The organism is Rhodomicrobium vannielii ATCC 17100 (assembly GCF_000166055.1).
In the GTDB taxonomy this organism is placed as follows: domain Bacteria; phylum Pseudomonadota; class Alphaproteobacteria; order Rhizobiales; family Rhodomicrobiaceae; genus Rhodomicrobium; species Rhodomicrobium vannielii.
On sequence record NC_014664.1, the window covers coordinates 3,453,987 to 3,477,598 of the forward strand.

The window sequence follows — 23,612 nt, forward strand, 5'->3', positions numbered from 1 at the left end:
TCGTCTGCTTTGTGAATCCTATGTTTGCGTCAGTGCACTAGATTCCGCCAGGAGATTGGGGATTTCGCAAGCGGCGCGCGCGAAGGCGCCGCCTGCGTCTACCCGGGTAGATTTCTGCCAGCCCTATTTCACTATCAGCTCGGTCTACTGATGCATGGCGAGGTGTTCCTGGAGGACTTCAATGGCGGCCATAGCTACATCAGGGCCGCAGGAGGCAGCAGCGGTCGCAAGCTTTTGCAGCAGGACATCGGGGTCCTGGTACTTCAACCGCTCCTCCAGCGTCATGCTGCCCATAAAGTCGCCGCAGATAAGCTCCAGGGCGACGTTGTCGTGAGCGGTTCCGGTGTCATGCTTCACCTTTTCGAGAGCCAACTCTACAATTTCGGCCTGCCCCTGATAAAGGCGAAAGGTCTTGACCTGTTTTTGCTCCTCGCCCGCTTCCAGGCTCTTGCCTTTCGCTTTCGCCTTCCGGACGAGTTCGTTGAGGTCACCCCTCGACATCTTTTCTGCCGCCTCAAGCCACTCCGCTGCGTTTTCGGGGGTAACGACGCCTGAGATCGCACGCAGCTTGGTCCAGCCGATGGCTTCAAGCTGCGCGGCAGAAATCTTGCAATTCGAAAGCACGTCGTAGATGCGCATCAATACGCTCTCGCCCGCCTGATGCCCTTTCCCTTCTCGAGCCATTCATTAAAGGACGAGTAAGGAGCGAACCAGCCCTCTCGTTTCACGCGCAATAGCCGACCACCCATGCGGAAGGCCGTCTTGTCGTAAAGATTTGCCGAGGAGTCGATATCGCTCAGGGTCTCTTCGAGATCTGCGTTCTCGATTTCATGAACGATGTCGCCAAGTTCGCTGTCGTAGGGCTCGGTCCATCCGGCAGGCGCGGGAAGGCTCGTCTCCGGCGCCTCAATTTGAAGCGCCGCTTCGACAAGCGCATCGTGACCAATAGGCACGCTTGCATCCTTCGGCCGAGTTATCTTCTTCTTGAAGGTGACGATCATTTGCGGAGGCCTTTCCTGGAAAATGGAGAGGCACCGGCACGCCTGCCGAAAGACATAGAGAGCCCCGAACAGTTTTCATGTCGGTGCCCTCCTTGGCTATGGCCAGACATCTGAGAACTCGGGATGATCCGTCCTCACCCTGCATATCGGGCTCGATGATCGAGCATGCGGGAGAAGACATCAGCACTCGATTTCCATCGACGTGCTGCGGGAGCGCAAAGCGCGGATACCGAGACGTTTCTCAGCGTCTGTCGGAGCAGAACGTAGGGTGCATTTATTTCAAAGGCAAGCAATCAACTGGCTTGAACGCGGTAGTCCACCCGGGTAGACACCGCACTGCCTTGGCGACAAGGAGGTCGATCCGCTGTAAAAAGCGGCAGGCGCACGGAAGTGCGCGACCTCCCTTTGAGCGCACTCCAAGAAAGGAGATGCGCGGTGCCAGTTGCCCTGATCGAAGGCGTTCTGTTCGAACACAATCTTTCCGACGCCTATCTGAAACGGGTGCGGAAGGAGATCGGTCTCGCGCGCAAGACCACAAAAAAGCTGACCCAGACCTCATTCAGTCAATCCAGAACGGTGACTAGCTGGCGAAGCAGGAAGCCGTCACCGCACTTCTCACCGATCAGGGCGTCAAGCTCGTCTCCGCCCTCAGCGCCAACCGGAAGCTCGCGGCCTCCAAATGCAAGACCCTCGACGAATGCCTTGAGGTCTCGACCACGCTCGACCTTTGGCATCCCATCACGGAGCCGGTGCGGGTCTGGCCGATCATGAAGTCGAACGGCGGCTATCGCATGATCCACGATCACGGTTTGCGGCACAGGACGGCGCAGCACCTCGTCAAGCGCGTGGTCGACGTCTTCTTTGTGCCCCGCTCCTTCCAGTATACCCATCTCGGCTATCAGGCCGCGATCCAGCAGACGAAGGCTTTCATCACGCAAGGTTATGTCCATGTCGCGCATCTGGACATCACCGACTTCTTTGGCAGCTTCGACCTTGAGAAGCTGCTTTCCGAGCTGCCCTTCAAGCAGGCAACGGCAGGAGCGCCCTCCAATGGGGGGCTACCGCCCCAATCGGGGAAAGGGAAAGGACTGCCGCTCCCGCATGAAGTGGTGGAGCATGTCGTCACAGGACGATACATGACTGTGCGTTTGAAGCTCAGGAAGAATCCCTATTGGAATTCTCCCCTCCCTTCCCCTGCACAGTTGCTTGACACCGCCCGCCTGGGAATTCCCCAGGGCTCGGCTTGTTCATCGGTCGTGGCCGCGTATACGGTTTCGGGTCTGGAGTGGTCTCCCACTCCGGATGTGAAGCTCGTCAATCTGGCTGACGATTTCCTGCTTCTCGCAAAAAGCCCAAAGCTTTGCGCGGAGGAAACCGATGCACTCGCCGAGACCATAGGGAAGCTCCCGGGCGGGACTTTCAAGCTCAAGCTCAAGACCGCGACAGAGGCCAGCAACGGATTTCAGTTTCTGGGGCACCACATTCAACTCGTCGACGGCTCGCTTCATGTCGCCCCGACCCTTGCGGCCGACGAGGACCTTGTAGGGAAGCTCGACGACCTCGAAGTGAAACTCGGCGAGATCGTGTTTCCCAAGCTTTCCAAGACCGTCAAGGTCGACAAGAAGGCCGCGATCCAATCCCTCGCGAAGTCCGCCGCCATTCTGGCTGGATGGAAGTCCGCCTTCTCCCAATGCTCGGACATCGACGGCTTCATCGCGCCCTATGTCGATACGCTGAGCTGGTGGCTCGATGAGATCGGCGCGACCGTCGACGACCTCAAACAGGCTATCATCCCCGATATGGAGTACACGCCAAGTTTCTATGCCTTGGGGAAATAAGTCAGGAATGGGAGCAAGAACGCCGTGTTCGACAAGCATGCCGCGATCCAACAGCTCGCGAAGCCCGCCGCGATCGTCCATGGCTGGCAGGCCGCATTTTCGCAGTGCGACTGCATTGACGCAGTCCTGTCGCCCTACCCCGAAAATCAGGCCTCATGGCTGGAGACCATTGGCGCTACCGAGGCTCAGATGAAACACGCCAATCACGTCGGATATGGTGTACCGCCCTGGGTTCTATGCCTTCGGGAAGTGATGCGGGTTATCGAGATAAATGCAGGCGTCAGCGCGACGAGGTCGTCGCGAAGGGTGATGACCATTTCGGTCGTTATGCCACTGCTGAGCGCCGAAGAGTTCTACGGTTTATTCACGGCTTCCGAATTGTCGCCCGACCGCGAAGAGCAAGCGCGGCATTCTCATTCTCGGACGCGGATGCACTATGTCGCTCGCGAGAAGATATTGTGCCGAGATGGTCGCTTGCGGACGCTCGCTCCTATCGAACGGAAGTTCGCTTGTCGCAACAAAGCGGACTTCCGCAAGGAACATTAGGGTGGGGCCGTCTTTAAGACGGCTTTGGCTACAAGAGCTTGCCTTGGCGCATATCGCCCTCAGGCTTCGATCTCATCCGCCTGCCCCGAAAAAAGCCAGTCAGAGGACAGGATATGCCCCTCGCACAAGACGTCAAGATCCTCCTCTCTCAGGGACGAAGAACCCTTTTCAAGCAACAGTGCGGTCTCGATGCTGATCCCGCACGGCGCATAGAACTGAGTCAGTTCCATGTTGAGGACGCGCCTGGCGATCCGCGCCCTCAGGGCAATAGCGCGGGGCGAAGCATCGTCGGGAAACAGGTTTCCATGCCAAGGCATGAGCCTCTCGGCAAACTCGATGCGTCCCATTGATTCCAGAATGATGAAAGTCTCCAGCCAAAGACTTTCGGGCAGATCATTGATTGTCCTCCCCGGAGTATCCGCCGATTTGAGCATTCGCAGCAGCCACTCCCCGGCAAGCTCGCCAGAAGACATGCCTTGTTGCTGTATGTGAGGATCCGTACCTGCGGCGACGGCGGCTTCGATCCAATGACGGGCTTTCCGTTCTCTGGCGCGGGCGTGCGCGATGCCGGCAAAGCTGAAGTTGGCGGACTCGAACATATCGATCGTCATGAGTGTCTCCGTATATACGCAGCACAATCCGGCGACGCACAGTGCGCGCGCCGATGGCTAAGCGGCAAATCTGTTGGACGTGTTCGGCAGAAGCGATGAAATGAATGATCGCTAACTGGCTTCTTTATTCCGGCCGTTTCTTCGGCAAGGTACCGAAGTCACGCGAGAAGCCTTCAGATCTACGAGACGTATCTGACGGGATTGAATTTAAGCGTCGGGAGCGTTCCTGGCTGTGCATCTTCTACTCGCTGACATCGGACTGTGTCTAAATCAGTAAAAATCTTTTACAAAAAGCGCAACCGTATTTTTGGCACGAAACGGCCATATTTTGTAAGCGGTGTTCTCAGACCACGGGAGCAGCCTTTTGGTGAACGGCAAAGGCCCAGGGCATGAGTTCATCGATTTTGCGCATCGGCCAGCCATTGACGAGGCGTGAGAGAATGCTGGCGAGCCAGGCCTGTGGATCGACGCCATTGAGTTTGGCCGTTTCAATGAGCGAAGCGACGATTCCCCAATGCTCTGCTCCGCGGTCGTGGCCGGCGAAGAGTGCGTTTTTCCTGTTCAGAGCCAAGGGCCTGATGGAACGCTCGACGGTGTTGGTGTCCATCTCGATGCGCCCGTCGTTCGCGAACAGGATGAGGCCGTCCCAATGGTGGAGAGCATAGCGGATGGCCTTGGCCATTTTGGAGCCGCCGGGAACGAGGGAGAGGGTCTTTTCAAACCAGGACTTGAAACGATCGAGTAGCGGCATGCTCTTGGCCTGTCGGACCTTGCGGCGCGCTTCGGCGCTCTGGCCACGGATGGTTTCCTCGATTTTGTAAAGCGCTGCGATCTGCGCGAGCGCGGCGTCGGCGAGCGGCGCGTTGCCGCCCACAGCGATTTCATAGAACCGCCTCCTCAGGTGCGTCCAGCAGAAGGACAGGATGAGCGGTGCCGACGCTGGCCGGTTGCTCGCGAGGTCCTTGTAGGCGCTATAGCCATCGACCTGCAGGATCCCGCTGAAGCCTGCGAGATGGCTTTTCACATGCTCCGATCCGCGGCCTGGCGCATAGCAGTAGACAACGGCGGGCGGATCGGAGCCGCCCCAGGGCCTGTCGTCGCGGGCGTAAGCCCAGAGCTGGCCGAGCTTCACGCGCTTTCGTCCCGGATCCAGGACGGGGCAGCGCGTCTCGTCGGCGAACAGTTTCGGCGAGGTTTTCAGGATCTCGAACAGGCGCGTCTGAAGCGGCGCCAGAAGCGCCGCCGCTTTGCCGACCCAGTCAGCGAGCGTGGAGCGATCGAGATCGACGCCCTGGCGGCGATAGATTTGCGCCTGCCGATACAGCGGACAGTGATCGGCATATTTCGCGGTCAGAACGTGAGCGACCAGTGCCTCGGTCGGGATGCCGGCCTCGATCAGACGCGTTGGCGCCCGAGCCTGAACCACAGCGCCTTCGCAGGCCCGGCAGGCATATTTCGGCCGGCGCGTCACGATCACTTTGAACTGGGCCGGGATCACGTCCAGCCGCTCCGAGCGATCCTCGCCCATGACATGCATGGCACCGCCACAACACGGACAAGCTGTGCTTTCCGGTTCGATGACGATCTCCTCCCGCGGCAGATGGGAGGGCAGCGCCCCGCGATTGACAGAGCGGGGTCCTTTGCGCGACGCTTTCAGCGTCGCGTTCGAGGTCTCATCCGTGGCACCCGTTTCGGCGATCGCCTGCTCGGTCTCCTCCATGGCGAGGCTCAACTGATCGGGATCGAGCTTCTCCGATTTGCGGCCGAACTGCGCGCGACGCAGCTGGCGCAGCGTCTCCCACAATCTCGCATTGGCGCCCTGAACGCGGGCCAGTTCGGCGTCCTTTTCGGCGAGCGCTGCGTCTTTCGCCGACGCTTGTTCCGCCCAGTGCGCCACCAGAGCTTTCAGGACGCCGATATCGTCAGGGAGCTGATCCGTAGCTGCAATCATGACGCGAACAGCACCATGATTTGCAATCACAATCACGCAAAAACAGAGAGATATCAGGCTTATTGCACCGCCTGAGGACGCGCCCTTCGAACCGCACGGACCCGGGCCCAGTCCAAGCCCTCGAACAAGGCGGACGCTTGCGCAGGCGACAGACGCATGACCCCGTCCTCGATCCTTGGCCAGCGGAACTTCGCATCCTCGAGCCGCTTGTAGATCAGGATCAGCCCCGAGCCATCCCAGATCAAAATCTTGATCCGGTCCGCCCGCTTGGAGCGGAAGATGAAGGCAGCGCCGCAAAACGGATCGAGCTTCAAGACCTCCTGAACCGTGGCCGCAAGCCCATCCATGCCTTTCCTGAAATCGACAGGCCGCGTCGCGATGTAAATCCGAGGTGGAATGGCGCCGAAAATCACCGCCGCCTCATCGAAAGCCCGTCGATAATTGCCAGGATAACCTCGCGGCCGGCCGTCACCGGGATCCGCGCCCGTCCCCCTGCGAGTTCGAGTTCGATCAGCCCGGATGGCGGTGCCTCTTCTTTATGCTCAGGCTGAGGCGCATCCTTTTTCTCGATCAGCAAAGGGGCAAACGTCACCGGCTCTGGTTTGGGCGGTCGCGATCTGAGCCCCGCTTCACGGCGCCATTTGAAAAGCTGGCTCGCAGCCACGCCGTGTCGGCGCGCAACCTCGGAAACGCCGACCCCGTCCTCAAGCGTTTCCTGCACGATCGCCGCCTTCACATCGGACGGCCACGACCGTCGCCGGGCAACGCCGGTGATCACCTCAATGCGCTGGAACGTGTCGGCCCGCGCGCACGACGCAAGCTCCGTGATAGGACTACGACCAGGATTAGACATAAGACGATCCCTCAATGAACCGTCACACTCGCAGCCGTTCGTGCAAAATGGAAGGTGAGGTCAGAACGCCGCTTACCATATTTTCGCCATAGTGCTGACAGATCGCTTACTAAACAATTGTTATATATTGACTATTTCTTCTTCCTGTGGATAACCCAGGTTGCTAATTTGGGGCCTAATTAAGGCAGATTATGCCGGGCGCACCTTTCCTGAGAGGCGAGGCAATTGACACACGCCTTCACTTCCTCAAGACATCCATCAATCGAAGGTTTTGCTGCAAATCGGGGAGGCTTTGGCGTTATGTTCGCCAGACTGGGGATCAATTCAACCGTCCCATCGCTGATGCCGCCTTGGGCGGAGCGATGGTTCAGTTTTGGGGCCTCGTTGTTCGTGGCGGTCACATTGTCCGTGAACGTTCAAGCGGGAAGTCAGGACGTCACGATAACCGTCCAGACTGTCGTGCCGCCTGCGTGTACCGTATCGAACACGACGCCGGTCGTCGATCTGGGCGACATCACTCGTACAGGGTCTGTATCTGTGCGGGTCGGCTTCTCCTGCAATTCGCGGTTTGCCTTTTCGCTCAGCTCGCAGAATGGCGCTGTCACGCTAAACCGCACAACAACCGCAAACCCGCCATTTCTGACCAGCCTACCCTATTCGTTATCTTATCAGCTGGAAACGGACGCGAAAATTCTTGTTGACACGTGCCATTCCGGCAACATGAAGGAGGCCACCTCTATCTGTGGAGGCGTCTCGAATGCGAACGCTTCGGCGTTCCAGAAAAATATAACACTCGGATTTTCATGGGATTCCGGAGATCAGTTTCCAATCGCCGGGACTTATCAGGACGTGGTCTTTCTTCGAATTTCGCCTGAGCTCTGATCTGTTGTGACGAGAGGCTTTGCAACCTGGTTGACTATCCGCGAGAACGAAATATTTTCAACAAAATGTATATAATGTAGGTGCGTCGTGTTCGTATTGAGTCGCCATGTGTGTGTCCAACTTGCCTTCTTCCTCGCGGGAGCGAGGTCCGCTTACGCGGAGGAAGGAGCGCGCCAAGCCATCGTTCTGCAAGGCAGGGCGCAACCCGTCTGCCATTTCGAGGCGGCGAGGGCGGTACGCTCAACCAACATGGCGGTAGGCGGCGGCTCAGCCTCGCAGAACATCCTCAGCGTGACCCAGCTTATTGATAGCAACGCCCGCGCCGTTGCGACGTCAATTGCCGTTACGCTCAAGGGCATGTGCAACCATCCCCATGTCATGACGGTTAGTTCCGGAAATGGCGGGTTGGACCCTCAGACCAGGACAGAGGCAGGATCGGGCTTCGTCCAGCGGTTCAACTACGGCGCGAGTGTCGCGTGGGGACCGTCTGTCGTGACGCTGCAAACTGGTGGTATTCAGGGGCAATCGACACCCGAGGCCGTCGCTCCGGGCGCGGTCTCCGGTGATCTTCGCATCGACATCGAGGTCGATGATCCTGGTGATTCGCCGGTCGTGGCGGGCACCTACACAGATAATCTCGTAATCACCTTTAGGCCACTGCTTTAAGGAAGGGCACTATGCAACCCGCTTCTAAAAATGCTTACTATTCCGTCGTGTCGACCCTGCTTCTTGCAGCGGGTTTTTGCGTGCCGCAAGCGACGGCCCAGTCGGCATCGTCCAGCGCGAGCACGTCCTTTCAAATAAAGGGCGTAGCCCCGCAGGTCTGCCAGCTTCCCGGACAGGCTGCCCCATCAGGTGCAGCATCCAACGCGACCTACTCCTCGAACATGGTGACCATTGAAAGTCTGATCGATAATACGACCGCCTTCGTGAAATCGTCGAGCCTTACGCTCAAGTTCGACAAGGCTATGTGCAATTATGAAGCCTATCTGAGCTTGTCGAGCCAGAACAGCGGGATGACGTCGACCGATGCAAGACAAGCCACGGCCGGGGAGTTCTTGAGCAAGGTCGACTACACGGTGACCGCCAATTGGGGATCAATCCGCGAATTGATCCTCGATACCTCCCAACAGCGCACCGCTCAACTTCAGACTGCGGGCGCAAATTCGGGCACGCTGACGCTCACTTTTGCCACGAAAGACGGCGACATTCCTCTTGTGAACGGCACTTACACCGACACCATAGCGGTGCAGATCGGTGCGAAGCTTTAGTTAAAGGAGGGCGTCGGGCAACGCCTTCCTGATCAGAACGGAAAACCAGACAGAAAGAGACCGTCCGCGGCAACGCGAGCGGGTGGGGCAGATGTGTGCATTTTTAACCCGCGTATTCTTCGTTTCTATGTCCCTCGCTTTTGCCGGTCCGTCGGCTCATGCGCTCGGGGTGACGCCACTGGTTGTTGAGATAAACTCGGGTGACCCGTCGCAGCGTACAGCGCAAATCCTGGTCAATAACGATAGCGACAGGGATGTCCCAATCGAGGTCGTCGTTTCGCGCGCGGAGATTGCCGAAGACGGCAGCCGGCAGGTGACGCCAGCGCCGAATGATTTTCTCATCTTCCCGCCGAGCCGAATGCTCAGACCTCACTCGAAGCAGGTTTTCCGCGTGCAGTGGGCGGGCACCCCGGTCGCAAGGAGCCAAACTTATATACTGGCTGTGAACCAGCTACCCGTGGCGATGCCGGAGAAAAAAAGCGGCTTTCAGATCGTGTTTAATTTCGACGTCGTGGCAAACGTCGCCCCGCCCTCGGGAAAAAAGGCGCTCGACGTGCTTTCCAGCGGCGTCGTGAGCGAAGACGGAAAAAAATACGTGAGCCTGCTTCTCAGCAACCCGGGAACCGTGCATTCCAAGCTGAGCGAGGCCTCCTTGACGCTGAAGTCGGGCAGTTGGGCAAAGACGCTTTCCCCGGGCGAGCTGGAATACGCCGTCGGCATTGGCCTCGTCCAGCCGGGTAAGAAAAGACGGTTCAAGCTCGCAGTTCCGATGCCTGCTGACGTGAAAAACGTGGGCGCTGAGGTCGAGCTCGGCAAAGCAATGCGTTAGCAGGCAAGCATAACCGTTGAGCATACCATGCAATGCCGTTCACCTGTTCTCGGGATTGTGGCCTTGCTTGCTTGCGCAATAGGGGCGCGTGCCCAAGATGATGCTGGGGTGAGCGTGATGCAAAAAAATCAGGGGTCTGGGCATACAATGATCGCAAGCAAGACTTATACAATCAGCCTCGCCCTCAAGGAGGGGCGCTTTTACCTTGGCGACATACCCACCCAGCTTTTCGGAGAAGACGCATATTCCTTAGACCAGGAAACCTTCCTGAAGCTTGCTGCGCCGATTCTGAAACCCGAAATTGCGGCGGCTGTCCGCGCACTCCCTGCCTCCGGCGGGTTTGTCAGTCTTCAGGCTCTCAAGGAGGCTGGCTTGCCGGTTTCCTTCGATATCGGTGAGATGACCCTCAGCTTTTTTCCAAAAGCCGAGCAAAGGCCTGGTGCGCATATTTCGCTCGCCGAAGAGCAGATCGTTCCACCCGAGCATCTGGCCCCTCGAGCAAACTTTTCAGGTTACGTCAACATCACAGCGGGCGCGCAATATACTTCACCGGACATAACGTCAAAGCGGGGGGCCTTCTCTCCCGGAATCGGTCTTGCATTCGCCGTTCGCGTGATGGGTGTTGTGGTGGAGAACGAGGTTGCCTCCTCGAACGGTCTTGCGATGCGGCAGGGAACCCGCGCGGTTTACGACGATGTCGGCAACGCCCTTCGTTATACGGCAGGCGACATCACCCCAGCGACTACGGGTATGCAGAACGGCGGGAGTTTCCTCGGGGTATCCGTTCAGAAGTCCTACGATAAGCTCCAGCCGCAGAAAAATATCCGGCCTACCGGACACCGCTCTTTCCGTCTTGAGCGCCCCTCCGAGGTCGATATCCTTATTAACGGTCAGGTTGTTCGCCGACTGGAGATGGCGCCCGGCGATCACGACATCAGCGAGTTGCCCCTGAGAACCGGCGAAAACAACATCACGCTCGAAATCACCGACGATACCGGCAAGCGCACCTCATTCAACTTTTCCCAATTTTACGATTACGCCCTGCTGACGCCCGGCGTCAGCGATTGGGGTTTCTCAGCAGGCTACAGAAGCGGATCCGGGTTGACCGGTCTGCAATATTATTGGAGTGAGCCAGCTGCGACGGGGTACTATCGCCTTGGTCTAACGGAAGATCTGACCGGCACAGCTCATCTTCAGCTTGGCTCCCGTTCGGCGATGGGCGGGTTCATGGTCATCTCACCTACGTGGCTCGGCCGTGTCGCCGCCGAGCTGGCGGCCAGCAAAAGCTGGCATGGTGGAGAAGGTTTCGCGGCGGCACTGACCTACACGCCCGAGGCGCTGCTCAAGCGTTGGGAGGTGCCTGGCAGATTCCAGGTCGGGGCCGAATACCGAAGCGCTGATTTCGCGCCGATATTTTCCACCTCGAGCGCTCTCGAAGGGTTTTCGCTCAACGGGTTCTACACGCTCGAACTTCCTGATGATTTCGCCCTTTCCCTTTCGCTAAATGCGGTCGCGGGATCTGCGTTCTCGTCGTCGCGCGTTGGCGGAGGCGTGACGCTTTCCAAATCGGTCCGCCCAAACCTTAACTGGGCGGTTTCATTGTCTCGGGACAATACGACGAACTTGGCAGGCGAATATCAATCTTCGTGGACGGTCATGGGGCGCCTGAACATCCGGGCCGGAAGAGATACCGAGATCGCGTTCACACAGGATGGGCTTCATGGCAGTTCCATCCTTGGGATCTCGACTGCTGGCGAGACGGAAAACGGCCATTATGCGGTAAAGGCCGATATCGAGAAAATCCCGCATGCAGTCACGGGCTCCGATCCAGAAAATAAGGTCGATTTCAGCGCTGCCTATTCCGACACTCGGTTCGATATCGCGGCCAGTCGCTCTCGCCAAGTCTATGGCCTCAATCGCGATGTTGCCAGCGATGTGAGCACCGTCTCGGCCTCGGGTGCGATTGCGTTCGCGGATGGCCATGTCGCGTTTGGCCGCGCTGTGACTGACAGCTTTGCCATCGTTGCTCCTCATAAATCGCTCGCGGACGCAACGCTTCGTATCAAGGCAGGCGACGCGCCGTCGCGCGCTGTCTCCGGCACCCTGGGGCCTGCGCTTGTTTCCGACCTGCCATCCTATGCTCATTCCCAGTTGCCCCTCGAAGCCGACGGCGCGCCCGAAGGTTACGATCTCGGCTCCGGCGTCTTCGATGTACAGCCCGCTTACAAAAGCGGCTATGTGCTGAAGGCCGGATCCGACTACAGCGTGATGGCGGTCGGAAATCTCGAGATGAATGGTCAACCGCTGGCACTCTTGAGCGGTCTTGCAAAGGAAGAGGGCGTCGCCCAACCCCGCAAGGTTGCGCTCTTCACCAATAGCGGCGGGCGTTTCAGCATCGAGGGCCTGAAGCCCGGCCGCTGGCGCATCGAGATGCTCGGCGAAACCCCGCAGTGCTTCGAACTGACTGTTCCAGAAAAAACGATGGGCATCTACGATGCAGGTGCTGTCACCCAAAGGTGCGCGGCATGAAGCTCGCCTTTATTGTCGCGATGCTGCTGGCAACAGAAGTCTCTGCACATGCCTGCGCCGGGAAAATCGAAACCTTCTCGGCACGGCGTCCCCTGATCTACAATCCGTTTTCCGTTGTGGATGCGCACCTGCGGCTCGCCGTCACGATCCGAAATACAGGCTCTGAAACATGCTCTTATCGGCTTTCGATCCCAGACAGCTATCGTCCGCTTCTCTTCGAGAACATCGCCTTCACAATTGATGCCCGCGATGCAAGCAATGAAACGCCGGGGACCTTCAGCGTCACGACGCCTTCGGTTGCTGCGGGGCAAACGCATCAGTTGAGATTGAGATTATCGGCTTCGCGTGGCCAGCCGGCGCTGTCGGGCGACCTAACGAAAAGGGTCGGCTTCGTGTTGACCGAGGCCGGAGCGCAGGGCTTGCCGCTGGATCAGACCGAGCTTGATCTTCACTGTCTGATCCCGCCGGTTTTCGAGATCAATGTCGCAGGCTCCGGTTTGCGCGCCACTCTTGAAATAGACGACTCGAAACTGCCCTCGAAGGCCGTCGTGTTACAGACGCGGAGCACTCAAAGCCATCGGCTTCAAATTCGCGCCGAAAACGGCTTCCTAGTCCGTGAGGGCAGTCTACCTAGTGCAACAACCATCATCCCCTATGAAGTGGCGATCGACGGTTTGTCGCGCCAACTCCAGAAAGACGCAGTTTGGCAGGTGGATGGTCCCGCTGGCGAGGCAAGCCGTCGATTGAGCGTCACCATCGGCGACACTTTCAACAAGCTTGCAGGGCTCTACAAGGAGGTGATCACCGTTCACATCGATTCAAAATTGTAAGTATCAATCAAGAGGAATGAAGTCATGCGTTATTTTCCTAGCACGATCCTCGGCTGCGGCGTGATCATCGCTCTCAGCATGAACATGCCCGTATTTTACAGAGCGGATCCGAACCTCGTTCTCAGCGCCGCAAGCGTGTCCGAACTCAGGGCTTTACAGGGTGCGAAGCTCCTCGAAAACCGTGTTGCGATCAGTCCCAATGCGGGTGACACAGCTTTCGTGACCTTGTACCTGACTGAGGCGCAGTTCTCCGCCGAGGGGCCGCTCACAAAAACCGAGATAGGTTACAACCTTCATCTGACCACCCGGTCGCGGTGCTACGAGCTCGAACCAGGCTGCCTCGAAATCAGGAATAAATCGGTTTTGAAGGCTATTTCGGTGGGCGTGGCGCTTTGATCTCTCTACCCGCAGGTAGCATCGAATATGGACGATAGTATATTTCAGCGCGGCAATCTTTCACTCAGCAGCATAGAACACTTTGTTGCCAGTGTAGAAGACGGATCGATGAGTGCAGCCGCGCTGAGACTCGGCATCTCACCGGCCCTCGTATCGAAGTCGATTGCACGGCTCGAAAAAAGGACGGGGGTTCGCTTACTCCACCGGACTACGCGATATTTTGCTTTAACTACGCCGGGGCTGGCCTTTTACGAGCGCGCATGCCACATCATTGATGGTTTGCGGCAAGCCGAAGCGCTGGTGATGTGGGAGAGCCCTGCACAGAAATGCAGCCTTTGCATTCTCACGTCCGATTTTTTGGCGGTGGGGGTGCTCTGGCCGTGTCTTCGAAAGCTACAAGTCCTCTACCCGGGCATCTCAATTGAGATCCGAACGGGAGATTTCGATGTGGCACAATATTCATCGGGCAGCGCCAACATCAAGGTTTGGACTGGTCCATCAGAAGAGAGAGCGGGAGCGATAAGGCTGGCGCACTGGCCAAATTTCTTCGTGGCGTCAAAACAATACTTGGAAGACAACGGCTTTCCCACTGACTTAGACCACCTAACGGACCACGTCTTTGTCGCCGGGCTGGAAGATGCATGGACAATTCAGGGACCGGAAGGTCTGAAGACCGTGCGTCACAAGGCCGTTTTCAGAAGCAATGCCCCCGACCTCATTCAAGAGGCGATCCGCGCCGGGCTCGGCATCGGCCTAACCACACCGCTTGGTCTGGAAAGGGAATTGGCCTCGGGCCAAGTGTTGCGCGTGCTTCACTCTCATGCCTCTCCAATGTCGGAAGGCCTGTGGGCGGAAACTCCGGCAAGAGGGTGCCATCCCGCTCATGATCTAGTTCTCGACTCCATTCGCGACGCCTTGAACGAGAAGCTCTTGGTAGATTTGCCCAGAAATCAATGGGCAGCGTAAGCGCGTGACCGGACGAGGCCTTATTACAGGCCTGAAGCCGGAAATCGATCCGGCAAAGGTTCAAGAGCTGCTCACGTTCAGAAGGGACGGTAAAGAAGCCGGACGCCGCCGTAGCGAGTCATCGCGCGCATATTACACAGATGCTAACGACGTAGCCCAGCGCTAGGGAACTTGATGAGCTACCGGTGCGTATTTCGGCTTTTACCAGCCGCTAAGAGCGCGCGGTGAGGGGCGCGCCGATAGCGATCTTCCCACATCTCGACGAAGCAGGAGCAGTTCGCCGCCGCATCACCGATTCGAATAAGAAAGTCAGGTGACGTACGCACCGAACACCACCCGCTGGTTCTACCCGTCGACGGGTGACCTTGCCACCTTGAGGACGCGTACATATTTCGGGCGGACCGCCACACCGGGAAGGGCGAGGCGAGAGCCGCTTGCTGCCTAAGCGACGTCCGCCACCTCCGCCTTTATGGGCTCTCCATCTTCGCCAAACTTCTCCTCCAACAGCAAAAGTTCGAGCGTCCTCACCTCGATAGCACGGAACAGTGCATCCTCCGGATCCTCGGCGCACACGTATTTTTCCCAGAAGCGAGAAATGGTGTTCATCCGGGGCATGCTTCCTCCAACGGTGCATCAACCGGATAAGCCAAATATTTACCAAAACGCGAGTTAGTCAACTGATATCGCACTTTGGTTGTAATACGGCTGACCGATGTCTTCGTGGGTCGAAGCGCAGCGCGTGTTTCGGGACATCAACCCAGACTTGTGGAAAGTGAAAGTGGGCTGGTGATGCAGGGATGTCCACCCGGGTAGATTCTGCAAGCGCTGGGTGGCCCACCATCCAGACCAAGCCGGATAATCGCGCTGGACGCTGAATCCATTCGGGATTCTGATTCTTGAGGGAAGCGCGGCGTTGAGCCTGATCGGTTCCCGAGAGGAAGGCAAGCGCGATGGCGCAGTCGACGAGCGAAGAGAAGTCTCCAAGGTTCAAGCCGTTTTTTACCGTGAATGAACTGGCGGCGCGCTGGGGCATGTCGGCCCGGCACGTGCGGCGCGAGATCGAGAGCGGCGCGCTTCAGGCTCATCGCTTCGGCAAGTCGATCCGCATCGCGGCCGAGAGCGTGGCGATCTACGAGGCGACGCGTCGGACGTGAGACGCAGCATGTCCTCTGCTGTCGAGCCATTTTTGCCTCCGCTCTCCAAGTAGTGACATGGCAACCGCAAATAACAGATCGAAAATTATGGTGTATATCTCACAATCATGGAGGCCATTCTCACCGGGTCTTCACCAGTCATAATCGGTCAACACCGGAGGGTCACCATGACCATTGTCCGCCATCAGATCCTGAACCTCGATCAGCTGCGTGCGGTCATTTCGGAGCGAAACGATCTTCAGGTCCAGACGCGACGAGAACTTGCGTCTGCCATCAAGCGCTTCTGCCAGATCGCGGGCGTGGAGCCCGGGCAGGTGGCGGCCGATCCGATGGCGATCCGCTGCCTTCGGGCGCGCGCCTCATGGCAACTCGCCGGGATCAGCGAAGAGGCGTGGCGAAACATCCTGAGCCGGGTGACGCGGTCGTTCGAACTTGCCGGGATCGATGTTGCCAGACGCCATCGCCGCAGCGGGCTCATCCCTGAATGGCAGAGCTTTCTGAATGCGCTTCCGACCGAGGACGCGGTCAAGCGGCTGAGGCGCTTTGCGGGCTGGTGCTCGTCGCAGGCGATAAACCCGCAGGCAGTCAGCGCGGAGACCTTCTCGGCGTTCCTCGTCTATCTCGAAACCCAGAGCATCCAGCGCAATGTGCGTCAGCGCTGGCATGAGGCGCGGTGCTGCTGGAACAAGGTCGTGGCAATACCCGGGTCGGCTTTCCCGAAGATGGCCAACACCGCCCCGCCGCGCTGGGCGAGCCGCTCGCTTGCTGACTTTCCGCAAGCGCTCCAGGATGACATCGCGGGATGGCTCGACGCTCTTGCCAATCCCCAATTCGACGACGAGCGCGATGCGCTTCGACCGGCGACGCTTCGGAACTATGAGGGTGCGGTCCGCCGCACTCTCTCGCGGCTCATTGATGCGGGCTTCGCGCCGGAGGATTTTCCAGACCTCGAATCCCTGTTCACGCCCGACCGCATTCGCCGCGCGGTCGATCAGGTTCGGGAGGGCCGCAACGCGGAGGAGGCGCACCCGACGCTTCACGCCATGGCGCAGGCACTGCTGAGCGCGTTCCGTCATATCGAGGTCGCCCCCGATCATCCGCGCTTTGTCGCGCAGCAGGCGGCGCTCGCCATCCTTCGCAAGCTCGCGAACAAGGTCCGTAACCGGCAGTGCTCGATGGTGAAGAAGAACCGCACGCGGCTTGCCGCGCTCAGCACGCCCGCAGCAGGCAGGCGCTTCAGGACGCTCCATCTCGAGGTGGCGCGACGCTACGCCAAGATCGCAAACCCGACTGTGGGACAGGCGCTCGACATGCAAATGGCGGCGATGCACATGCTGCTGCTCCATGTCCCGCTGCGCATCGCGAACCTTTCGACCATGGACCTCGACCGGCACACAACACGGCCGGCGGGCGGCAAGCCCGGTCCCTGGCGCATCGCCTTCGAGCCCTCCGAGATGAAGAACGGCAGGCCCTACGATGCGCTCCTCAGCGAGGAGGCCACCGCCTTCCTCGTCGACTATCTCGCGCGCTTCCATCCGCTGATCGCGAAGGGCAGAGGTGCCACCGTGTTCCCGAGCAGCCGTACCGGCAAGCCCAAGAGCACAGTGAGCCTGTCGAAACAGTATTCCGGCTTTCTGGCCCGCGAACTCGGCCTTCAGGTGAATCCGCATCTTCTTCGCCATTACGCAGGCATGGCGTGGCTCGACGCCATGCCGGGCGAGTATCAGGGGCTTGCCAAGCTTCTCGGGCATGCCTCCACGCGAACGACGGAAGCCTTCTATACCGGCGCGGAAGCAAAGACCGCGCAGAGCCGCTGGCAGCATCTCCTGGAAGGGATGATCGAAGAGGACAAAGCGGCCATGACGAAGACGAGGAGGGCGGCGTGATGTCGGGTAATCTCCGAGTGGCCTTCTCCTCGCTGAAGGTGCACGACTGGCCGCAGCGCGATCGCACGCTGTGGCAGAATGCGCGGACGAAGGGCGGCTTTCTCGATGATGCAGGCCTTGCCGCCGACTGGCGTCCGGCCACCATCGTCACCGCCGAATATCATTACGGCACGTTCTTGTGGTGGCTGAGGGAACGCGGCTCGCTGGATGCGAACGCCACGCCCGAGGCGCGCGCGACCCCGGAGACCATTCGCGCCTTCATCGAGGCCTATTCGCAGGGCCACGCAACGTCATCCGTTGCGGGCGTGGTCCAGCTCGTCGCCGACATGGTGCGCGTCACCACGCCGACAGCCGATGTGCAGTGGATTTACGAAGCGTCGCGACGGTTGAAGCGCAAGGCGACACCCGTCAAGCCTTTGAGCCATCGCATGTGCCCGACCACCGATCTTGCCACCGTCGCCGAAGCGCTCATGGAGCGAGGGTCCCCCCTGCTGGAGGAGGATGATCTTGTCAAGGCAGCGCTTTTCTTCCGCGACGGGCTGATGATCCTGGCCGAGACCAGCCTGCCGCTCCGCCGGAAGAACTGCGCCGGACTTCGGCTCGGCCACACGCTGGTGCGCGATGAGGATCGCTATCGCATCGCGCTTGCGCCCGAAGCCATGAAGAATGGCCAGCCCTTCGAAGGCTGGTATCCGGCCTGGCTCACACCGCGGCTCGACTTCTATTGCGAAAAGGTTCGGCCGATCCTCCTCGGCAGCGTGGAAGACCAGGGCTGGCTGTGGCTCGGGCGGCGCGGCGAACCGCTTCAGGGCGCGACCATATCAAGCCGGCTGCGCGAGGTGTTTCGCCAGACGCTCGGCGTGCCGCTGTCGCTCCATGCCTTCCGCCACAGCGCGACAACCGACATCGCCATCCATGCGCCCGCCGAAGTCGGCATCGTCAAGTCGGTGCTGGGGCACGCCTCGCCGCTGTCGGCGCGTTTCTATGATCTGTCGTCCAACATGGAAGCATCCGCGCGCTATCAGAAGGTGATGGAGAGCATGATCCGGGAAGATACCCCGACCGATCTCGGCGTGCCTGCCTTGCGCGAGAGGCATCATGGCGACACGATCGTCATTGCCGATATGCCGAACGCTTGCGCGACGAAAGAAGAGATCGGGCTCTTGCGCGCCTTTCTCCAGTCCGAGATCAATGCCATCCTGAATGACGACGACGGGGAGTGATCGATGAGTGGCAGGGCCGCAATCTACGCACGCGTTTCGACGGTCCGGCAGGCCGAAGCTGACCTCTCCATCCCCGACCAGATTCATCGATGCGAGGCCTGGTGCAAACAGAAGGGCTATGAGGTCGTCGAGGTGTTCTGTGAACCCGGTGCATCGGCGCTCGACGATGACCGTCCCGTGTTTCAGGAGCTGATCTACAAGGCGAAGCGCTCGGATCATCCCTTCGACCTCGTCATCGTGCACTCGCTCTCCCGCTTCAGTCGGGATTCCATGCATTCGGAATTCTACTTCCGCGCGCTTCGCAAGGCAGGCGTCGATCTCGTCTCCATCACCCAGGATATGGGCCGAGGCGGCAATGCCGAGGTCGCGCGCAAGATGCTGAACATCTTCGACGAGTATCAGTCGGGGAGACCGCCAAGCATGTGCATCGCGCCATGCTGGAGAACGCACGCCAGGGCTTCTGGAACGGATCGAAGCCGCCCTTCGGCTACAGTGTGGTCGCGAAGGAGGTTCGAGGCACGCGCGAGAAGAAGGTTCTCGTCATCAACGAAGCCTAGGCGCACACCGTGCGCGAGATCTTCGGTCTTGCGCTCGGCGAACGCGGTCACCCCATGGGCGTGAAGGCCATCGCGACGCGGCTCAACGAGCGCGGCAACACGCGGCGCGGCCAGCGCTTCTCGACAGGCAGCATCTACGACATCCTGACCAATACAACCTATCGCGGCCAGTACTTCTTCAATCGCTTCGACAGCCGGGGCGGCAAGGCGCGCCCGCCGTCCGAATGGATCGAGCTTGCCGCGCCCGTCATCATCGAGGAGGCGACCTTCAACGCCGCGCAGGGGCTCCTGAAAAGCCGCAACCCGCGATACACGCCGCCCCGCGTGGTGAACGGTCCGACGCTTCTCGCTGGCGTCGCGCGCTGTGGCTATTGCGGCGCCGCCATGATCCTCAACACAGGCAAGAACGGGGCCTATCGCTATTCCTGCTGCTCACGGAAGACAAAGGAAGGGCCGCTCTCCTGCCGGGGTATCCGCATCCCCATGGACCGGCTCGACGACATGGTCATCGGTGAGGTTCTGGAGCAGGTGCTCGATCCGGCCCGACTTCGTCACCTCCTCGATACCTGGCTCAGAAGCGCGAGCGAACGCGCCGAGAAGGAAAAGAAAGACATCACGAAGCTCCGGCAGAAGCATGCCGATGCGAAGGCCGCCCTTACGCGCCTCCTGCAACTTGTCGAGACCGGCACGATGGAAGCCGAAGACCCGGCGCTGAAGGAGCGCCTTCTTGGCCTCAAGCTTCAGCGCGACGAATGCGCCGCCGAGATCGCCGACCTTCAGCACCGCATGACCACAGGCGAACCCGCCGTGACACCGGCGAAGATCAACCGCCTCGCAAAGCTCCTGAAGGAGAAGCTCACGAGCGGCTCGCCCGAGTTCCGCCAGGCCTATGCACGGCTTCTCATGCGCGAAGTGCTTGTAAAGGATAAGGAAATCCGCATCACCGGCTCAAAGGCGATCCTCGCCAGAGCCGCATCGGGTGAGCCTGGACAAACTCCGCCCGCAGTTCTCTCTTTTGTTCGGGAATGGCGCACCCGACAGGACTCGAACCTGTGACCCCTAGATTCGGAATCTAGTACTCTATCCAGCTGAGCTACGGGTGCGTATGCAAAGCCATATCGGTACGCAAACCGATATGCAAGCATCTGGGGCCAGAGCATAGCCGAAGCGCCGGGCCGTCGCAATAAGTCATCTTTCGTTTCGCCCAGGCGACGTATCACCTGCGGAGAGCGTTGACAGCCCGTGCGCCGCCCACACGCGCCTGTCGATGCCCGCCGATTGGGGTTGGCCCAGCGCCCCGAACCCGCCTATATTCCGCGCATGACAGCCGCCCCATCGCTCGCCGAATCGCCCGTTTCCGCCCCCGCCGAAGCCGCCGTGCCGCCAGGCAGCCGCGTCTACCTCATCGACGGCTCGGGCTACATCTTCCGCGCGTTCCACGCGCTGCCGCCGCTGACGCGCCCCTCGGACGGGCTGCCGGTCGGCGCGGTCCACGGCTTCTGCAACATGCTGTGGAAGCTTCTGCGCGAGACGAAGGGCGCCAACGCCCCGACCCATCTCGCCGTGATCTTCGACCACAGCCGCGTCACGTTCCGATCCGCGATTTCCGCCACCTACAAGGCGCAGCGCCCCGAGCCGCCCGCCGAACTCGTGCCGCAGTTCGCGCTGATCCGCGACGCCGTGCGCGCTTTCAACGTCGCCTGCATCGAACAGGAAGGCTTCGAGGCGGACGACATCATCGCGGCGTACACCTGTCAGGCGGCGGATGCGGGCGCAGATGTGGTGATCGTCTCGTCCGACAAGGATCTGATGCAACTCGTCCGCCCCGGCGTGACCATGCTCGACACCATGAAGAACAAGGTGATCGGCGAGGCGGAGGTGATCGAGAAGTTCGGCGTGCCGCCGTCGAAGGTCGTGGACGTGCAGTCGCTCGCGGGCGATTCGGTCGATAACGTGCCGGGCGTGCCGGGCATCGGCATCAAGACGGCGGCCGAACTCATCCGAGAATATGGCGACCTTGAAAACCTGCTCGCCAATGCGGCGCTCATCAAGCAGAAGATGCGGCGCGAGCGGCTGATCGAGTTTGCCGATCAGGCGCGGCTTTCGCGGCGGCTCGTGGAGCTTTCCTGCGACATGCCGGTCGAGAAGCCGCTCGATCTCACCGCCGTCGAAGAGCCGGACCCGCACGCGCTGCTCGAATTCCTGCGAACAATGGAGTTCAACTCGCTGACGAAGCGGATTTCCGAGGCGTTCGGCGTCGAACCCTCTACGGGCGAGATGACACGGCCTTCGCCTGTCGATGGCGTCGAGGCCGAAGCGCCGGAGAAGTCGTCCGGCGGCGACACGCCCGCCGACGAAGTGCGCCGCGTGGAGGCGTGGCTCAAGGCGATCCCCTTCGACCGCTCGCTCTATGTGCAGGTTACGGACCTGCAAGCGCTCGAAGACTGGATCGCGGCGGCGACCGAACAGGGCTTCGTCGCCTTCGACACAGAGACGACCGCGCTCGATGCCATGTCCGCGAAGCTCTGCGGCGTAGCGCTCGCGCTCGAACCGGGCCGCGCCTGCTATATTCCGCTCGCCCATCGCGCGGGCGACGGGCTCGACTTCACGGGCGCGGGCGAGATCGCGCAGCTTCCGATGGAGAGCGCCCTGCCACGCCTGAAGGCGCTGCTCGAAGACGACAGCGTGCTGAAAATCGGGCAAAACATCAAATATGACGCGCTCATCATGCGACGCCACGGCGACATCCGCGTCGCTCCATATGACGATACGATGCTGATGGCCTACGCCTGCGATCAGGGACGCGGCGGGCTTGCGGGCTTCGGCATGGACGAATTGTCGAAGCGCCATCTCGGCCACACGCCCATTGCGTTCACCGATGTTGCGGGCAAGGGCAAGGCGCAATCCACGTTCGATTGCATCGCGGTGGACAAGGCGACGGAATATGCCGCCGAGGACGCTGACGTGACGCTGCGCCTGTGGCATCTGTTCCGCGCGCGCATCGCCGCGGAAGGGATGGCCGCCGTTTACGCAACGCTCGAACGCCCCATGCCCGCCGTGCTCGGCCAGATGGAATTCAACGGCATCGAGGTGGATCGCACGGTGCTCTCGCGCCTGTCCGGCGACTTCGCGCAGAGCCTCGCGCGCCTTGAGGACGAGATCTACGAACTCGCGGGTCAGCGTTTCAACATCGGCTCGCCCCAGCAAATCGCGGACCTGCTCTTCGGCAAATTCGGCCTGCCGGGCGCGAAGAAGACGTCGACCGGCAAGTGGAGCACGGGAGCGAAGGTGCTCGAAGACCTTGTGTCGAGCGAAGACCTCACCGAAGATCAGCGCCGTCTGCCCGCGAAGCTCCTCGAATGGCGGCAACTGGCGAAGCTCAAGAGCACCTACACGGACTCGCTGCCGCAGCACATCGACGCCGACACAGGCCGCATCCACACCTGCTATTCGCTCGCGTCCACCTCGACGGGGCGGCTGTCGTCGACCGAGCCGAACCTCCAGAACATCCCGATCCGCACGCGCGAAGGCCGCATGATCCGCTCGGCCTTCATCGCTGCGCCGGGGAAGAAGCTCATCTCCGCCGACTACAGTCAGATCGAGCTTCGCGTGCTGGCGCATATGGCGGATATCCCCGCGCTGAAACACGCGTTCGCCGAAGGGCTCGACATCCACGCCATGACGGCGAGCGAGATGTTCGGCGTGCCCGTGAAGGACATGCCGGGCGAGGTGCGCCGCCGCGCGAAGGCCATCAACTTCGGCATCATCTACGGCATTTCCGCCTTCGGCCTTTCGCAGCAACTCGGCATCCCGCGTCAGGAGGCGGGCGACTATATCGCGAAGTATTTCGAGCGTTTCCCCGGTATCCGCGCCTATATGGACGCGATGCGCTCGAAAGTGCATGAAGACGGCCATGTGGAAACGCTGTTCGGCCGCAAAATCCACTTCCCCGAGATCAAGACGCCGAAGTGGAACATGCGGCAATTCTTCGAGCGCGCGGCCATCAACGCGCCGATCCAGGGCACGGCCGCCGACATCATCCGCCGCGCGATGGTTCGCGTACCCGCCGCGCTGGAGCAGGCCGGCGTCCGCGCGCGCATGCTGCTTCAGGTGCACGACGAACTGGTGTTCGAGGCGGACGATTCCGAGGTGGAGGCGACGATCAAGGCCGTGACGCGCGTCATGGAGCGCGCCGCAGAACCCGCCGTGGCGTTTTCAGTGCCGCTGAAGGTGGACGCGCGCGCCGCGCAGAACTGGGACGAAGCGCATTAGCCGAGGCGAAAGGCGGC

At 60.1% G+C, this 23,612-nt stretch carries 24 protein-coding genes and 1 tRNA gene; 16 read left to right on the forward strand and 9 right to left on the reverse strand.

All coding sequences use genetic code 11. The annotated features are described in order from the left end of the window. Positions 1-144: 144 nt before the first annotated feature. The 3 genes from RVAN_RS15905 to RVAN_RS20345 form a co-directional block, all read right to left on the reverse strand. Complete coding sequence (locus RVAN_RS15905; RefSeq protein WP_013420731.1) at positions 145-639, reverse strand: hypothetical protein; 495 nt, start codon at positions 637-639, stop codon at positions 145-147. After that, entirely contained in the window at positions 639-953 is a 315-nt protein-coding gene (locus tag RVAN_RS15910) for a hypothetical protein (RefSeq protein ID WP_155942487.1), read from the reverse strand. The genes RVAN_RS15905 and RVAN_RS15910 overlap by 1 nt, the downstream gene beginning before the upstream one ends. Before the next feature lie 611 nt (positions 954-1,564). Beyond that, on the reverse strand, positions 1,565-1,735 hold the full coding sequence (locus tag RVAN_RS20345; protein WP_155942488.1) for a hypothetical protein: 171 nt from the start codon (positions 1,733-1,735) through the stop codon (positions 1,565-1,567). Positions 1,736-1,750: 15 nt separating this feature from the next. Here RVAN_RS20345 and RVAN_RS15915 point away from each other — a divergent pair, with 15 nt between their 5' ends. Next, the gene (locus RVAN_RS15915) at positions 1,751-2,839 is read left to right on the forward strand and encodes a hypothetical protein (protein WP_041787761.1); all 1,089 of its coding nucleotides are present in this window, start codon (positions 1,751-1,753) and stop codon (positions 2,837-2,839) included. 24 nt (positions 2,840-2,863) lie between these two features. Then, on the forward strand, positions 2,864-3,385 hold the full coding sequence (locus RVAN_RS15920; RefSeq protein WP_013420734.1) for a hypothetical protein: 522 nt from the start codon (positions 2,864-2,866) through the stop codon (positions 3,383-3,385). A gap of 59 nt (positions 3,386-3,444) precedes the next feature. Here the strand turns inward: RVAN_RS15920 and RVAN_RS15925 are convergent, their stop codons facing one another. From RVAN_RS15925 to tnpA, 4 genes are all read right to left on the reverse strand, one after another. Next, the gene (locus tag RVAN_RS15925) at positions 3,445-3,996 is read right to left on the reverse strand and encodes a hypothetical protein (RefSeq protein ID WP_013420735.1); all 552 of its coding nucleotides are present in this window, start codon (positions 3,994-3,996) and stop codon (positions 3,445-3,447) included. 343 nt (positions 3,997-4,339) lie between these two features. After that, on the reverse strand, positions 4,340-5,947 hold the full coding sequence (tnpC, locus tag RVAN_RS15930) for an IS66 family transposase (RefSeq protein ID WP_013419090.1): 1,608 nt from the start codon (positions 5,945-5,947) through the stop codon (positions 4,340-4,342). A gap of 59 nt (positions 5,948-6,006) precedes the next feature. Beyond that, entirely contained in the window at positions 6,007-6,360 is a 354-nt protein-coding gene (tnpB, locus tag RVAN_RS15935; RefSeq protein ID WP_013419091.1) for an IS66 family insertion sequence element accessory protein TnpB, read from the reverse strand. Continuing rightward, positions 6,357-6,800 (reverse strand): IS66-like element accessory protein TnpA, encoded by a 444-nt coding sequence (gene tnpA, locus RVAN_RS15940; protein WP_013419092.1) that lies wholly within the window; start codon positions 6,798-6,800, stop codon positions 6,357-6,359. The genes tnpB and tnpA overlap by 4 nt, the downstream gene beginning before the upstream one ends. A 300-nt stretch (positions 6,801-7,100) precedes the next feature. Here tnpA and RVAN_RS15945 point away from each other — a divergent pair, with 300 nt between their 5' ends. From RVAN_RS15945 to RVAN_RS15980, 8 genes are all read left to right on the forward strand, one after another. Further along, positions 7,101-7,682, forward strand: a complete 582-nt coding sequence (locus RVAN_RS15945; RefSeq protein WP_013420736.1) for an outer membrane autotransporter barrel — start codon at positions 7,101-7,103, stop codon at positions 7,680-7,682. Positions 7,683-7,931: 249 nt separating this feature from the next. Continuing rightward, on the forward strand, positions 7,932-8,348 hold the full coding sequence (locus tag RVAN_RS15950) for a hypothetical protein (RefSeq protein ID WP_155942489.1): 417 nt from the start codon (positions 7,932-7,934) through the stop codon (positions 8,346-8,348). Positions 8,349-8,359: 11 nt separating this feature from the next. Continuing rightward, the gene (locus tag RVAN_RS20350; RefSeq protein WP_013420738.1) at positions 8,360-8,953 is read left to right on the forward strand and encodes a hypothetical protein; all 594 of its coding nucleotides are present in this window, start codon (positions 8,360-8,362) and stop codon (positions 8,951-8,953) included. Positions 8,954-9,044: 91 nt separating this feature from the next. After that, positions 9,045-9,782: a fimbria/pilus periplasmic chaperone gene (locus RVAN_RS15960; protein ID WP_013420739.1), complete on the forward strand. Its 738-nt coding sequence runs from the start codon at positions 9,045-9,047 to the stop codon at positions 9,780-9,782. A 117-nt stretch (positions 9,783-9,899) separates the two neighbouring features. Next, positions 9,900-12,311 carry a hypothetical protein gene (locus RVAN_RS15965; RefSeq protein WP_155942490.1) on the forward strand — a complete coding sequence of 804 codons (2,412 nt, stop codon included), beginning with the start codon at positions 9,900-9,902 and terminating at the stop codon, positions 12,309-12,311. After that, entirely contained in the window at positions 12,308-13,141 is an 834-nt protein-coding gene (locus RVAN_RS15970; protein ID WP_013420741.1) for a hypothetical protein, read from the forward strand. Before RVAN_RS15965 ends, RVAN_RS15970 begins: the two co-directional genes overlap by 4 nt. Positions 13,142-13,165: 24 nt before the next feature. Beyond that, positions 13,166-13,537, forward strand: a complete 372-nt coding sequence (locus tag RVAN_RS15975; protein WP_013420742.1) for a hypothetical protein — start codon at positions 13,166-13,168, stop codon at positions 13,535-13,537. 27 nt (positions 13,538-13,564) lie between these two features. Next, positions 13,565-14,503 carry a LysR family transcriptional regulator gene (locus RVAN_RS15980; RefSeq protein ID WP_013420743.1) on the forward strand — a complete coding sequence of 313 codons (939 nt, stop codon included), beginning with the start codon at positions 13,565-13,567 and terminating at the stop codon, positions 14,501-14,503. Between the two features lie 441 nt (positions 14,504-14,944). Here the strand turns inward: RVAN_RS15980 and RVAN_RS20355 are convergent, their stop codons facing one another. After that, complete coding sequence (locus RVAN_RS20355) at positions 14,945-15,109, reverse strand: hypothetical protein (protein ID WP_155942491.1); 165 nt, start codon at positions 15,107-15,109, stop codon at positions 14,945-14,947. Between the two features lie 344 nt (positions 15,110-15,453). Between RVAN_RS20355 and RVAN_RS15985 the strand changes: the two genes are divergently transcribed. The 5 genes from RVAN_RS15985 (at position 15,454) to RVAN_RS19800 (ending at position 20,379) form a co-directional block, all read left to right on the forward strand. Continuing rightward, the gene (locus RVAN_RS15985) at positions 15,454-15,657 is read left to right on the forward strand and encodes a helix-turn-helix domain-containing protein (RefSeq protein WP_013420745.1); all 204 of its coding nucleotides are present in this window, start codon (positions 15,454-15,456) and stop codon (positions 15,655-15,657) included. A gap of 167 nt (positions 15,658-15,824) precedes the next feature. Then, positions 15,825-17,543 carry a site-specific integrase gene (locus RVAN_RS15990; RefSeq protein ID WP_013420746.1) on the forward strand — a complete coding sequence of 573 codons (1,719 nt, stop codon included), beginning with the start codon at positions 15,825-15,827 and terminating at the stop codon, positions 17,541-17,543. Further along, positions 17,543-18,766 carry a tyrosine-type recombinase/integrase gene (locus tag RVAN_RS15995; protein WP_013420747.1) on the forward strand — a complete coding sequence of 408 codons (1,224 nt, stop codon included), beginning with the start codon at positions 17,543-17,545 and terminating at the stop codon, positions 18,764-18,766. Before RVAN_RS15990 ends, RVAN_RS15995 begins: the two co-directional genes overlap by 1 nt. Before the next feature lie 3 nt (positions 18,767-18,769). Beyond that, positions 18,770-19,387, forward strand: coding sequence for a recombinase family protein (locus tag RVAN_RS16000; protein WP_041787768.1), 618 nt, complete (start codon positions 18,770-18,772; stop codon positions 19,385-19,387). Continuing rightward, entirely contained in the window at positions 19,333-20,379 is a 1,047-nt protein-coding gene (locus tag RVAN_RS19800) for a recombinase family protein (protein ID WP_081449503.1), read from the forward strand. The genes RVAN_RS16000 and RVAN_RS19800 overlap by 55 nt, the downstream gene beginning before the upstream one ends. On the opposite strand, the gene RVAN_RS16010 is transcribed toward RVAN_RS19800, so the two are convergent. After that, positions 20,350-20,426 (reverse strand) — tRNA-Arg (locus tag RVAN_RS16010). The two genes, RVAN_RS19800 and RVAN_RS16010, sit on opposite strands and share 30 nt — an antisense overlap. Before the next feature lie 217 nt (positions 20,427-20,643). On the opposite strand from RVAN_RS16010, the gene polA reads away from it, so the two are divergent. Further along, positions 20,644-23,595 (forward strand): DNA polymerase I, encoded by a 2,952-nt coding sequence (gene polA, locus RVAN_RS16015; protein WP_041789395.1) that lies wholly within the window; start codon positions 20,644-20,646, stop codon positions 23,593-23,595. Positions 23,596-23,612 lie beyond the last annotated feature (17 nt).

What these genes read in the sequence shown, in the direction of transcription:
- RVAN_RS15905 (WP_013420731.1), bottom strand. Translation starts at nt 639, where the DNA reads ATGCGCATCTACGACGTGCTTTCGAATTGCAAGATTTCTGCCGCGCAG.
- RVAN_RS20345 (WP_155942488.1), bottom strand. Translation starts at nt 1,735, where the DNA reads ATGCCAAAGGTCGAGCGTGGTCGAGACCTCAAGGCATTCGTCGAGGGT.
- RVAN_RS15925 (WP_013420735.1), bottom strand. Translation starts at nt 3,996, where the DNA reads ATGACGATCGATATGTTCGAGTCCGCCAACTTCAGCTTTGCCGGCATC.
- tnpC (WP_013419090.1), bottom strand. Translation starts at nt 5,947, where the DNA reads ATGATTGCAGCTACGGATCAGCTCCCTGACGATATCGGCGTCCTGAAA.
- tnpA (WP_013419092.1), bottom strand. Translation starts at nt 6,800, where the DNA reads ATGTCTAATCCTGGTCGTAGTCCTATCACGGAGCTTGCGTCGTGCGCG.
- RVAN_RS15945 (WP_013420736.1), top strand. Translation starts at nt 7,101, where the DNA reads ATGTTCGCCAGACTGGGGATCAATTCAACCGTCCCATCGCTGATGCCG.
- RVAN_RS15950 (WP_155942489.1), top strand. Translation starts at nt 7,932, where the DNA reads ATGGCGGTAGGCGGCGGCTCAGCCTCGCAGAACATCCTCAGCGTGACC.
- RVAN_RS20350 (WP_013420738.1), top strand. Translation starts at nt 8,360, where the DNA reads ATGCAACCCGCTTCTAAAAATGCTTACTATTCCGTCGTGTCGACCCTG.
- RVAN_RS15960 (WP_013420739.1), top strand. Translation starts at nt 9,045, where the DNA reads ATGTGTGCATTTTTAACCCGCGTATTCTTCGTTTCTATGTCCCTCGCT.
- RVAN_RS15965 (WP_155942490.1), top strand. Translation starts at nt 9,900, where the DNA reads ATGCAAAAAAATCAGGGGTCTGGGCATACAATGATCGCAAGCAAGACT.
- RVAN_RS15970 (WP_013420741.1), top strand. Translation starts at nt 12,308, where the DNA reads ATGAAGCTCGCCTTTATTGTCGCGATGCTGCTGGCAACAGAAGTCTCT.
- RVAN_RS15975 (WP_013420742.1), top strand. Translation starts at nt 13,166, where the DNA reads ATGCGTTATTTTCCTAGCACGATCCTCGGCTGCGGCGTGATCATCGCT.
- RVAN_RS15980 (WP_013420743.1), top strand. Translation starts at nt 13,565, where the DNA reads ATGGACGATAGTATATTTCAGCGCGGCAATCTTTCACTCAGCAGCATA.
- RVAN_RS20355 (WP_155942491.1), bottom strand. Translation starts at nt 15,109, where the DNA reads ATGAACACCATTTCTCGCTTCTGGGAAAAATACGTGTGCGCCGAGGAT.
- RVAN_RS15985 (WP_013420745.1), top strand. Translation starts at nt 15,454, where the DNA reads ATGGCGCAGTCGACGAGCGAAGAGAAGTCTCCAAGGTTCAAGCCGTTT.
- RVAN_RS15990 (WP_013420746.1), top strand. Translation starts at nt 15,825, where the DNA reads ATGACCATTGTCCGCCATCAGATCCTGAACCTCGATCAGCTGCGTGCG.
- RVAN_RS15995 (WP_013420747.1), top strand. Translation starts at nt 17,543, where the DNA reads ATGTCGGGTAATCTCCGAGTGGCCTTCTCCTCGCTGAAGGTGCACGAC.
- RVAN_RS16000 (WP_041787768.1), top strand. Translation starts at nt 18,770, where the DNA reads ATGAGTGGCAGGGCCGCAATCTACGCACGCGTTTCGACGGTCCGGCAG.
- polA (WP_041789395.1), top strand. Translation starts at nt 20,644, where the DNA reads ATGACAGCCGCCCCATCGCTCGCCGAATCGCCCGTTTCCGCCCCCGCC.